This window comes from Leptolyngbya sp. O-77 (genome assembly GCF_001548395.1).
GTDB lineage: Bacteria > Cyanobacteriota > Cyanobacteriia > Elainellales > Elainellaceae > Thermoleptolyngbya.
The window spans coordinates 63178-74659 of sequence record NZ_AP017367.1; the positions used below are offsets into that span (position 1 = coordinate 63178).

General features: G+C 52.6%; 13 protein-coding genes and 1 pseudogene. 9 read left to right on the forward strand and 5 right to left on the reverse strand.

What is annotated here, in order from left to right; translation table 11 throughout:
• Positions 1–24 precede the first annotated feature (24 nt).
• Positions 25–1443, reverse strand: coding sequence for a TonB family protein (locus O77CONTIG1_RS23110; protein ID WP_084781914.1), 1419 nt, complete (start codon positions 1441–1443; stop codon positions 25–27).
• 442 nt (positions 1444–1885) lie between these two features.
• Here O77CONTIG1_RS23110 and O77CONTIG1_RS00295 point away from each other — a divergent pair, with 442 nt between their 5' ends.
• From O77CONTIG1_RS00295 to O77CONTIG1_RS00305, 3 genes are all read left to right on the forward strand, one after another.
• Positions 1886–2512, forward strand: a complete 627-nt coding sequence (locus O77CONTIG1_RS00295) for a MotA/TolQ/ExbB proton channel family protein (protein WP_410503482.1) — start codon at positions 1886–1888, stop codon at positions 2510–2512.
• Positions 2512–2913, forward strand: a complete 402-nt coding sequence (locus O77CONTIG1_RS00300; protein ID WP_068507097.1) for an ExbD/TolR family protein — start codon at positions 2512–2514, stop codon at positions 2911–2913. The genes O77CONTIG1_RS00295 and O77CONTIG1_RS00300 overlap by 1 nt, the downstream gene beginning before the upstream one ends.
• 90 nt (positions 2914–3003) lie before the next feature.
• On the forward strand, positions 3004–4035 hold the full coding sequence (locus tag O77CONTIG1_RS00305; protein WP_068507099.1) for a FecCD family ABC transporter permease: 1032 nt from the start codon (positions 3004–3006) through the stop codon (positions 4033–4035).
• Positions 4036–4259: 224 nt separating this feature from the next.
• Here O77CONTIG1_RS00305 and O77CONTIG1_RS23115 read toward each other — a convergent pair whose 3' ends face one another.
• A complete protein-coding gene (locus O77CONTIG1_RS23115) occupies positions 4260–4721 on the reverse strand; it encodes a transposase (protein WP_172799611.1) in 462 nt (153 codons plus the stop codon).
• A 667-nt stretch (positions 4722–5388) separates the two neighbouring features.
• Here O77CONTIG1_RS23115 and O77CONTIG1_RS00315 point away from each other — a divergent pair.
• The 5 genes and pseudogenes from O77CONTIG1_RS00315 to hisI all read left to right on the forward strand — a co-directional run bounded on the left by O77CONTIG1_RS00315 (position 5389) and on the right by hisI (position 7959).
• Positions 5389–6051 carry a hypothetical protein gene (locus tag O77CONTIG1_RS00315; protein ID WP_156434774.1) on the forward strand — a complete coding sequence of 221 codons (663 nt, stop codon included), beginning with the start codon at positions 5389–5391 and terminating at the stop codon, positions 6049–6051.
• Between the two features lie 18 nt (positions 6052–6069).
• Positions 6070–6720 (forward strand): hypothetical protein, encoded by a 651-nt coding sequence (locus O77CONTIG1_RS25085; RefSeq protein WP_172799612.1) that lies wholly within the window; start codon positions 6070–6072, stop codon positions 6718–6720.
• 163 nt (positions 6721–6883) lie between these two features.
• Positions 6884–7261, forward strand: coding sequence for a transposase family protein (locus tag O77CONTIG1_RS25850; protein WP_225894655.1), 378 nt, complete (start codon positions 6884–6886; stop codon positions 7259–7261).
• Positions 7158–7631, forward strand: a pseudogene (locus O77CONTIG1_RS25855) (transposase). Before O77CONTIG1_RS25850 ends, O77CONTIG1_RS25855 begins: the two are co-directional and overlap by 104 nt.
• Positions 7621–7959: a phosphoribosyl-AMP cyclohydrolase gene (hisI, locus tag O77CONTIG1_RS23120; RefSeq protein ID WP_225894656.1), complete on the forward strand. Its 339-nt coding sequence runs from the start codon at positions 7621–7623 to the stop codon at positions 7957–7959. The pseudogene O77CONTIG1_RS25855 and the gene hisI overlap by 11 nt, the downstream one beginning before the upstream one ends.
• Here hisI and O77CONTIG1_RS00330 read toward each other — a convergent pair.
• The 3 genes from O77CONTIG1_RS00330 to O77CONTIG1_RS00340 form a co-directional block, all read right to left on the reverse strand.
• On the reverse strand, positions 7928–8518 hold the full coding sequence (locus tag O77CONTIG1_RS00330) for a TVP38/TMEM64 family protein (protein ID WP_286132472.1): 591 nt from the start codon (positions 8516–8518) through the stop codon (positions 7928–7930). The genes hisI and O77CONTIG1_RS00330 overlap by 32 nt on opposite strands.
• A 68-nt stretch (positions 8519–8586) precedes the next feature.
• On the reverse strand, positions 8587–9408 hold the full coding sequence (locus tag O77CONTIG1_RS00335) for an ABC transporter substrate-binding protein (RefSeq protein WP_172799613.1): 822 nt from the start codon (positions 9406–9408) through the stop codon (positions 8587–8589).
• A gap of 65 nt (positions 9409–9473) precedes the next feature.
• Complete coding sequence (locus tag O77CONTIG1_RS00340; protein ID WP_225894657.1) at positions 9474–10223, reverse strand: class I SAM-dependent methyltransferase; 750 nt, start codon at positions 10221–10223, stop codon at positions 9474–9476.
• 195 nt (positions 10224–10418) lie between these two features.
• Here O77CONTIG1_RS00340 and O77CONTIG1_RS00345 point away from each other — a divergent pair, with 195 nt between their 5' ends.
• Positions 10419–11414, forward strand: coding sequence for a helix-turn-helix domain-containing protein (locus O77CONTIG1_RS00345; protein WP_068507113.1), 996 nt, complete (start codon positions 10419–10421; stop codon positions 11412–11414).
• The last annotated feature ends 68 nt before the right edge of the window (positions 11415–11482 follow it).

Sequence of the window (11482 nt, forward strand, 5' to 3'; positions counted from 1 at the left end):
AGAGATGGGCATGTAGGGCGAGGGCTACTCTGGCGAGTCTGCCGCTGGCGGTGGAGTCGTGGGGGCAACGGGCGCTGCTGGGGTGGGACGGGGTGTCCGCCTGGGCAGCGGCCGAAACCTGGGTCGGGCCGGCGCTTCTGGACGGACATCCACAATTGGCGCATTGTTTCGCTCAATCGCGGGGCGGGGGCGCTCAGCCGGTGCAGAAGGACGGGCGGCAGGGGCGGGTCTGGGCGTGGCGCTGGGACGGGCAGCGGGTGTGGCGCTGGGGCTACGCGCTGGAGCCGGACTGGCGGGTCTGCTTGGGACCGATGCTGGAGTTGGTGCTGGGCTTGATGCTGGGGTTGGCTCTGCCTGGACTGAAGCTGGAGACGAGCTAGGCTCCGTCGGGGAAGCATTCGGGAGCGCAGCGGGTGAGGGGCTGGTTGCAGCGGCGGGAGCGGCAGTAGAAGGCTGGGAGGAGGGGCTAGGGGTTGGAGTGGGCGGCTGTTGGGTGGCAGTGGCGGGAGCTGAGGGAGTGTCTGCCGCTGGGGCTGGATCAGTCACGGTGATGCTGCGGCGATCGCCCCGTTGCCGCGCCTGTGAAGCCGACCTGGAACCCGGCTGCACAAACTCGATATCTAGAGGGTAGCTCTCTCCGGCTCTGGCATTGTTTAAGCGCACCCGCTCTCGGGCCTGGCGCAGCGCGGCTTGATCTAGCTCAGCATTGCCGCTAGAGCGAGAGAGCATCACCGATACCACTCGACCGCTGGCATCAGTTTCCACAACGACTCGGGCAGTGCCCTCTGCGCCATTCGCCTGATCCGGATAATCAAAATCGCAGCCGCGACAGGTGATTTCCCGAGACTGACTGCCACCTCTGGAACGACTGCCCTCGCCAGAATCTGACTCCGGGTTTGCGACAGGGCGGTCGCCTGCACCCGTCGTTCCTGGCGCTGCGGCGACCGTTCCTGCGCCTTCAGGAGAGCCTGACGAAGTGGGAAAGAAGCTTCTAAGCGGCCCCGGCGCAGGATTTTCATCTTCTGCGTCAGCGGTTCCGGTTGGCTCTGCCGCGGGGGTCTGCGGGCTTGCTGAGGGCAATTCACTAGGTGAGGGGGGAGCATCTGGCGATCGCTGGGGAACGGTCGGCGGCTCTACGAGTTCGGCATCGCGACTGGCACCAGGCGCGTCTACAGACCGAGACGCAAGTGGCTGTTCCCGCTCGACCTGTTCTGGTTGTACCGTCTCTGACTGAATCGGACTAGGAACAGGGATTGGCTCGGTCGGCGGCTCCACCACCACCACCAAATCCTCTGCTGCTGGGGGATTTTCGAAGCGGCTGACTCTCATGCCCATGGCAATTCCGTGCAGCAGAAAAGACCCCACAAGGCTATAGCCGACAAAACGCCTTACATATTTTTCTTGCTTGGCTCGCTGCTGAGCAACGGTATGTGAAAAGGTCATCTGCTTCGCTGTTTGATAACTTCTGCTGCAATGGACATTGGCTACAATGTATGCTCTGATACTACCTGCGACTAATTCCTATTTGCCCTAATTATCCTAGAGGGTAACTAGCACGCTGTCAATTTGCGACTCGCTGTGATTTTGGATAGACAGGAACCCCAAGCTCATTTCCTGTCAATTGTTTCAGCGTCTTTGCAACATTCATGTGAATTGAAAATTCTTCGACGTTCTCCCAGGGAATGGAGAGTTTTTGAGTATAGCGTCCAGAAAAATTCTTGCGAACTCTTGACATCAATAATCTAAAGACCTAAGTTTTCTTGAGAAGAACTATCAATAAAGTCTTCCAAGTTACTCTGCTATTCTCATAACCTCATGAGTTGGCCTATTCGCTGTGTGAATTGCAATGTTGATTGTGGAATTATTTCAAGCAGGTGGAATTGTCATGTGGCCCTTGCTGGGGTTTTCGATCGCGGCGATCGCCCTGATTGCCGAGCGCCTCGTGTTCTGGGCAAGGGTCAATCGTCGCCAAAAGCCAGTCGTTCAAGAAGTGCTCCGAATTTACCAGCAAGACTTGGGGACGGCCCTGGTTAAGTTGCGACAAAACGCCGACCTGCCCATTGCTCGCATTTTCCTGGAAGCGCTAGAAGTGGATCACTTTCCGCCCCATGCCTTCCGCCTGACGCTAGAAGGGGCAACCCAAGCAGAACTGCCGATGCTGCGACGGTTCAATTCCATCTTTGACATGATCATTACCTCGTCGCCCCTGTTGGGATTGCTGGGAACAGTGCTGGGTTTGATTCGTTCTTTTGCGTCGCTGAATCTAGGGAGTGTGGGCAGCGAAAGTGCTGTGCAGGTGACGGGCGGCATTAGCGAAGCGCTGGTTTCAACCGCCGCAGGTCTCATCGTGGCTGTGTTCATGCTGCTGTTCGCCAGTATGTTCCGTGGGTTTTATCGACGACAAATTGCGGCCATTCAGGAATATAGTAGCCAGCTAGAAGTGTTGCACCTGAGCCGTCATGAAGGGTTCGCTCCCATGTCTCAAGTTGTCCCCGCGCTGAGCCAATCGTAATGAATATTCCTGACGAAGCGGACGATATTCCGCCAATTAACATCGTGCCGATGATCGATGTCATCTTTGCGATTCTGACCTTCTTCATCATGTCGTCGCTGTTTTTGACGCGCTCCGAGGGATTGCCAGTGAATTTGCCAAAAGCGCAAACGGCTCAATCCCAGCAGCAGACTCGTATTACCGTCACCATTGATCAATCAGGAGAGGTGTTTGTCGATCGCCAGTCTGTATCTGTAGATGATCTGGCCGCGCAAATCAAATCGCAAATGGGAAACCAGTCCGAAGCGCTTGTGGTGATCAATGCTGATGAAAAAGTTGAGTACGGAAGCGTGATAACCGTGATGGATCGACTGCGAACTGTAGAAGGCGTCAAAGTTGGTGTCTCGACGCAGCGGCCGTAATACATCTACCGTATCTGAGCCTCTGCTGCTTGCACGTCTCATAAAAGTTTCTGCGAATCAATGCCTATTTCTGGTTTGTGATGGTTAGTCATGACGCAAGCTCCATTTTTTATGCCTCGATTTCCAAGCTGGCGATCGCCTCTGTTTCGGCGGCTGGGTCTGGGAATTAGCGGATTGTTTTTGCTTGGCTGTATGATGCTGGAGCTAACGCTGGGCGCTGCCGAGATTGACCTATCGACCGTTTGGCTAGCGCTCACTGCGTTTGATGGCTCCACCAATCACCTGATTATCACCACTGTCCGCCTGCCCAGAGTGCTAATTGCCGCTGTGGTTGGTGCGGCGCTGGCGGTGGCAGGTGCGCTAATGCAGGGACTCACCCGCAATTCGCTCGCTGACCCCGGAATCTTGGGCATCAGTGCGGGTGCCACGTTTGCGGTCGTAATCACGACCTTTTTTCTGGGAACAACTTCTATCCAAACCTATACTTGGGTCGCGTTTGCGGGTGGGGCGATCGCCTCTGTAGCAGTGTATACGCTTGGCTCGGTTGGGCGCAGCGGCATCACCCCACTGAAACTTATTCTATCTGGAACCGTCTTAGCATATCTGCTTTCCGCCTTTACAACGGGCACGCTCATCCTGAGCCAGCGCACCCTGGATGAAATCCGGTTTTGGCTAGCAGGGTCAGTCGCGGGACGAGATTTAGGCGTGTTGCTACCCGTATTACCCTACCTGTTGCTGGGGTTGTTCCTTGCCTTTGGGCTGGGAAAACAAATTACCGCGCTGGCGCTGGGCGACGAGGTGGCTCAAGGGCTAGGGCTACAAACTGCATGGGTGAAAGCGATCGCAGCGATCGCCGTTGTGTTGCTAGCTGGCGGTGCAGTTGCTTTGGCGGGGCAAATTGGGTTTATAGGGCTAATTATTCCTCATGTGGTGCGCTTCTGGGTTGGACTCGATTACCGCTGGGTTTTGCCCTATGCCGCCTTATGGGGTGCGATCCTCCTGTCTGTCGCCGATTTGGCAGCACGACTGGTGATTCGCCCGCAGGAGTTACCCGTGGGAATCATGACTGCTCTTATCGGGGGGACATTCTTCATCTATCTAACGCGGTCAAAGGTAAGATAATTAGATGCCGCGTCGCCACACCCTCCAAAACACCCTTAACCAAAACTGACTTTAAAAGACTGTGAGCAGGCTGTTTGAGGGAGTGTGCCAAAGGGGTAAAGATAGAGAAAAGCGATCGCTCTCTGTGGGTCGAGGAGCGATCGCCGGTTTAAGCCACATTGGGGGTTGGCAACGATTCGATACTGTTGGCGAATCGATGAGAGAAAAATCGCATCATCCTATAGTTATCCGATTGCCCTGACTGGTGCCAGTTTTGCGAACTGCGACTGTCGCGCCTTCGCCAGTGGCACACCTTCTAACCAATTGACCGCTCGCACCAGATTCATGGCAGCCGCAGTCAAAATGTGTTGCAGATGAGTCTTTGCCAGTCCAACATATCGACAATGGCGAACGGCAAAACCTCGAACAGCTTGCGAAATGGTGCCTTCTACTCCCGCTCGAATCGCATACTGCTGCTTGAACGCATCCGTTGCTTGTCGGATTCTGGCTTGTTGCAAGGTCTGATACTCATGGGGTAATTTCAGCGTTAATTCCCGTGGCGTTGTTTTGGCGCGAGTGCATTGAGACCGAACCGGACATTTTGTACAATCTCGCTCTCTAAAGCCCACATGGATCACTGAGTTACCGTAATGGTCTTTCCCAACTTTCCAATCTCGACTGCGCTTTCCTTTGGGACACTTTGCCACTTGACGCTTCCAGTCAATCTTGAAATGAGATAGGTCAAAACCCTGCCCCGCCTGGGCTTGCCAACCACTGCCGGTAGAAACAGGGCCGAATAGATCAATCTGATATTCATCTTAACTGTGTTGAATCAATCGAGTAGACATGTATCCTTGATCGACAATATGCTGTTCAGGAACGAGTCCTTTTTGCATCAGCGAAGCGTGTATTTTAGGTGTTGCCAATTGATCTTGGTTCGTTGCTTCTGCTGTTTCTACATTGGTAATGAATCTGGGCAACTTATCATCACAACTTTCACTCAAGTGCACCTTGTAGCCTGTCCAACTTCGGCTGTACTTCGTACTGCGACGTGCCTCAACGTCATAGGGTGAACGAATCCTCAGCGCTCCTGGAGGGCAGTCTTTTGCTTCTCGTAGCTGGATGGTTTCTCCCGGTGCATCCCACGAGATGCGCAACGCGGTGGGGTTAAGAGGGCTAGGAAGCAAGTGTAGAGGGGAATTTGGGATGAGATGATTTGGGGGAAGGGAGAGAGAGGGAGAGTGGTAAATGGGGAGTGTAGAGATTGGAGTAAAAGGTTTAGGGCAGAAGCGAGTGCCAGAGTGGATAGGGGAGGCAGTTTTGTATGGGAAGTATTGGGAAGAGAGCGGATTGGTAGAGCGTCTGAGAGCGCGTGTGAAAGTGAATCGCAGGCGGATGGGGCAGTACGAAGTGAAAGATTACGTGCTGCTGTTGAACAGTTATGCCGTCAGCGGAGAAGGGAGCCTAAAGGAATATTTCAAGAGCTTAGGGCCAGTGAGCGGACTGGTGATGGGACTGTGGGAGAGATCGCGGTGTCCAGTGGCATCGAGTTTAAGCCGATTTTTGAAGGACGTAGACGAGGGAACGGTAGCAGCGCTGCGGGGACTATTTGAAGAAGAGATAGGGCAGAAGGGCATCTGTGTGCGAGAGCAGGTGTGGATGACAGACCGGATAGGGAACCGGTACTTGATGATAGACGTAGACGGGACAGTAAAAGCGGTGCGGCAGCGGTATGTGAGCGAGAGCGATCGCTATCCTGGAGCGCGCCGCCGGAGTGCAGGGGTGAGTTTACCTGGATATCGAGGACGCAAACGAGGAGAAGCGGTACGAACACGCACGACAGTAGCGGTGGCCCATACCAGTGAATGGCTGGGAAGCTATGGGAGTGCGGGGAATGGTGACGTCGCGGGGGATCTAGGGAGAGCGCTTGCGCGGATGCAGGGATACTTGGAGACGCAGGGATTGCGAGTGAGTCATGGGATTGTGCGGTTAGACGGATTGTATGGCAGCCCGAAGCTGGTGAGTCAAGTGCAATAGAACGGGATTGGCTACCTGATGCGGAGCCGAGATTACTCGTTATTGAAACATCCGGTCGTCGTTGCTCGAATGCAAGAGTCCGAGGGATGGGAGTCCGTTGAAGGGCGGGAGTTAGAGCAACGGAAAGACCTTGGATACATTGAAGACGCAGGACGGGGATACAGCAGTCCCTTTCGATTGATCGTAGTGCGGAGTCCAGAAGGGCAGCACAATGGACGGGTCGGGAAACGATACAAAGGGCAGGTGTATGAGCTGTTTATCACCTCGCAATCAGCATCAAGCTTGCAGAGCCAAGATGTTCTGAGCCTGTACTTTGGACGGGGTGGATTTGAGCGGCGGCTAAAAGAGGAAGATGAAGAACAGGAAATGGACCGTTGGTGTAGTTGGAGTGCGAGCGGACAGGAATTCTGGCAGATTTTGAGTCAGTGGGTGTGGAACTGGCGAGTATGGATGGGATGGCAGCAGGCAGAAACTCCGCCGGTACGACAGACATTGTGGTCAGAGGTGAAGGCATTACCAGAAGTGGAGCGGCTAGAGAGAGAGGAAATGCTGCCCAGATCGCTAAGGTTATTGCGGGAGCAACACTGCCGTGTGAAAGAGCCTGCTTGGAAAACGCCGCCTGCGCCGATAACTCCTGTCAGCGCGGGGAACAAAAGACCTCCTGCATGAATAGCAACGTGGTGTGACAGTTGAGGATCGCAGCCAAGCCAGATAGATTCTGAATAAACACCCACTCTAGCAGCAGATATGCGATACAGCGAATTAGCGCATCTATCGAAGCCCGAGTTCAAGCGCTTGTGCGGGGTCGGTCAGCCGTGAGACATTCAGCGAGATGGTTGAGGTGTTGCGCCCCCATCTAGATCGTCAAGGGCAACGGGGCGGACAAGCCAAGCTCAGTGTGGAAGAACAACTGCTGGTGGCGTTGGAGTACTGGAGAGAGTATCGCAGCCAGTTTCATATTGCCGTCAGTTGGGGAATCCACGAGACCACCGTTGGGCGAATTGTACGCAAAGTCGAAGACCTGTTGGTCAAGGGCGGTAGGTTCCGACTGCCGAGTCAGCGTCCGCTCTATCAACCGGGTTGGGAATGGAAAGTCATGATGGTGGATGTGGGGGAGATGGAAATTGAACGTCCCCAAAAAACAAAAGCGCTACTACAGCGGCAAGCAGCAATGCCACACGCTGAAAGCCCAACTGCTAGTGGAGTTTGAAACTGGGCAGGTAATTGGCACCGCTATTGACACCGGCAGAACCCATGACTTCCAGCTGCTCAAGCGCAGTCGCCTGCCGGTTGTCTCCTCCCAGTTATGCTTAGCTGACAGAGGCTAGCAGGGGTTTGCCAAACGCCATGCGGGAGCCTGTACGCCCACCAAGAAGAAGCGCCAGCAACCCTTACCAGACGCAGAGAAGCAGCATAATCGGGTCTTAGCACGACTGCGGGTGCGCGTTGAGCATGTGATTCGTCGCTTCAAGATTTTCCGCATCTTTTCAGGACGTTATCGCAACCGCAGGAAACGCTTTGGCTTGCGGGTGAACCTGATTGCTGGCATCCTCAACCATGAACTGGCACATGCCTCCTGATTCATGCAGGAGGTCTAATGAACAGGGGTTGATTCCAGCGATCGCCCAGGATTACCTGGACAATGCCGTCTTGATGATGGCATGGATGAACCGTGAATCGATTCAGCGAACCTTGGAAACGGGAGAAGCTTGCTACTGGAGTCGATCGCGGGCGGAGTTATGGCATAAAGGTGCAACGTCTGGACACATTCAAAAAGTCAAAGCTTTTTATTACGACTGTGATGCCGATACGCTTCTATTGAGAATTGAGCAGGTGGGTAATGTTGCCTGCCATACGGGAGCCAGAAGTTGTTTCTTTAATCTGATTTTCGTTTCACCCATGCGGTAATCATTGCCAGGATAAACATTCCCAGCAAAGACAGCCCTAACAGAATACGTCCCCCTTCAAACACTCCTGCACCTAATGCCACGAGTGGCGGTTTCGCGATCGCAATACTCAGCACCAATGCAGGTGTAAACTTTCGCCATTCCATTTGCGTTAGCCCAACGGCATAGCAGACAAAATCGAACAATCCAGTCATTAATAGCCCTGTGACTAGAAAAACATTGCGTTCCAGATAGTTTTGCCCCAGTGAATCAACTTTCACCATGAATTTTTGCCCCACCAGCTTCTTCACAAAGCTGCGTCCATAGCGTTTGGCAATGAAGAAGTTTGATGTGCAAGCGATGAAGTCAGCGATCACAATGATTAACAGTCCTTGCGCGAATCCAAACAGACCGCCTGCCAAAATCGAATAAGCGGTTCCTGGCAGTACTGGAATTACGATACTGGTCAAACGCAGTAGCAGGACAATGACAGGTGCCCAAATCCCAAATCGAGCTACATCTGCGCGAAGCTGTTCGGTGCCAACTTGGTTGACAAGGGCGATCGCTAGCCCAATCAGCAAAACGAGCAAGCTGAGTTCCGCAATTTTAACCAGTCGATTTCGCATGAGCAGTCATCCAAGATAGGAACTCACAGGTATTCAGGATAAATGAGCGGCATGAGTTGACTGAGCATGATCTGCATGATGTGTGTGCCGTTTCCGGAATGCCAGAATTGGTCTACCTCATGAACTTGACCCGTTTGCACTGCTTTCAGTCGTTTCCATCGTGGATTGTTTGTGAGTTGCTGGGAGAGTGGTGCGGTTGATGGCGGATAGGTTTGCACAAAGATGACATCGGGGTTACTCTGAACAATCCGATCGAGCGAAACGGTCATCAAGCCCGGTTCCATTCTTTTTCCCGCAGGTTCTATCCAAGGGTAATGAGTAAGCTGTTGCAGTAAGCTACCCATCGTTCCAACGTCAGTTTCAATAATGAATCGACGGGAGAGGAGATTGAGTGTTGAACCACCCATCATCAGCACGGTCTTCTGTAAATTCGCTGGAATAGCAGTACGATAGGTCTCAATTTGGGTTTCCAGTTGTTGAATGGCGGTTTCGGCTACCGTATCGCGTCCGGTTAGCCGAGCTACATCCCGCAATCTGGCTAATGCAATGTCATATCCGCTGCCGCTCATGAGATAGGTTGAAGCAATCTGCCGCAGCCAGTGCTGATAAAGCCGATGGGGAAATCTCCAACCTAGAATCAGGTCGGGTTGAAGGGTGCGGATGGCTTTCAGGTTTGGCAACATCCAGGAACCGACGGAGGTAAATTGTTGGGCGCGATCGCCGAAAAACTCAGGGCGATCGGCAATGCCTTGAGCAAGATAACCCACAGGTTCTAAACCGAGTTCTGCGAGGATATCAATTCCGGTTGCGGTGAGGCAGACGATTCGTTCAGCAGGTTTGCTCAAGTGAAGTTCTGTGTTTGTAGCATCGATCGCCCGATAGGATTCTCCCATTTTCGCTATCCTGGTTTTTACTCGGAGTAGTTTCCGATTTGTAATTGCACAATTCGACCAGAGTTCTTGAAGAGTGCTAATGGAATAAACGGAAGCAGTTGTGCCAGAATACTCCAAGCGATTGGCAACCGTTGTGAATAATTCAAAAATTGACTGAGATAGAACTCCTCATGCTTTAACCAAATGTTTGAACCCCAGGTTTCAAGTTTGCTGGACTGATCAATTCCCCATTTAAATTCAGCATTCGTTTTCGAGACAGTATCGTGATGCTTAGTAGTGCGTGAGCGTTTACGATTCAGCACATCAAACAGAATTTCAACGGGACTGAAACGAGCATTGATCTGCTGCAATAAGGCTTTATTCTCAGCCTCTGACAGATACATGGATACGCCTTCGTAGACAATCATCATCGGCTGATTCGGTTCTCGCTGAATCGCATCCATCCAGGTGAAGTCGAGCATTGATTTGGCAATGAAGTGATGTCGATTGCTCTCCTGGAAGAACTTGTGTCGCAGAGCAATCACCTCAGGGAAATCCACTTCATACCAGCGTACTTGACCGTTATCAATCCGAGAAAAGCGGGTACATAATCCTGCACCCAAATTGACAATTACCGCACTCGGATGGGTTTCCAGGAAGTTCTGCACGATGCGATCGATCGCCCTCGCCCGAATCACGCAGCCCAGCTGCGATGCCCAGCCATTCTCATATTTGCTGAAGTCATAATCCAAGCTTTCTGCAATTTCGACGGCTTTGCGATCGCTCAAATAGGCTCTGGACGCTGAGTTTCAAATGGGCACGGGCACAGAGGGTGATCATCAGCGTTTCTGCAACGCCTGTGAGTTGGCTGGTTGGTTCTCGCAGTTGCATGGTGAGAAGTTTCTAAGGATAAAGGCATTGTGGTAAGATTATTGCAAATTATTCTCATTTGTGTCAATTGTCAATCTGAACTCACCCCTACCATGACGCTCATTTTCAATGAATCCAACTGGGACGAACTGGAACAGCAGGCTCCCGTGCCATGTCCTGCTCATCTGGTTCTGGATGATTTTGAGGAACTAACCGGTGTGCCCACCTGTTTGGGACGAGGCTACAGTCGCGGCATGGCGCTAGTGCCGGGGGTGTGGTTAAACTTCAACGACAAAGAATATTACCAGGACTTCGTCGTAAAAACCCCCGCCCACGAGCATCCAATTCAAATCGGAGTTTTTCTGTCAGGCTATTTTGATTGCAATATTTGTCCCAGATTCGGCGGCACGCGCAGCTATTTCTCGGGCAGTGGCATTTCACCAGGCTATGCCGAAAGCTACCAGGTGGGGCAGCGGTTTACCTGTATTAATGTCGAGATTAAGCCAGAGGTGCTGGACTCGTTTTTAATGGGCAATTGCCAGCAGTCGTCTCATCAGGTACGGCAGTTGTTTAAAGGAGAAGATTGGAAAGTTGCGTTTTATCCCAGTGTCACGCCTGAGATTCGGGCGATCGCCCAGCAGATGTGGGATGCGCCTTATCGTGGGGAGTTGAAGCGGCTCTATCTCCAGGCGAAGGTGCTAGAACTTTTGGTCATCTACCTTGACTTGATTGCTGATAGCTCAGAACAACCTCGTGTACCTGGACTGAAACCACAGACGATCGCGCGTTTGCACTATGCCAGGGAGATTTTGGAGACGCGATTAGAAAATCCACCCTCTGTCCTGGAATTGGCAAAACAGGTAGGCTTGAGCGATCGCACTCTGCTGCGCGGGTTTAAACAGCTATTTGGCACAACGGTGATCGGGTTCTCGATGCAGCAACGCTTGAAAAGGGCTGAACACTTGTTGCGGCAGGGCGATCGAACGGTGTCGGAAGTGGCGCGACTGATGGGATATGGGAATTTATGGTACTTTGCATCGGTGTTTAAGCGGCAGTTTGGCATCACACCAAGCCAGTGTTTGGCTGGAGAAAAGTCGGTTTTGTTGTAGTAAAAAGCGATTTTGTTGATAGACGCAGCCCCTTCTGCTTCCCTATACTGAGCCTCATTGCAATCAGG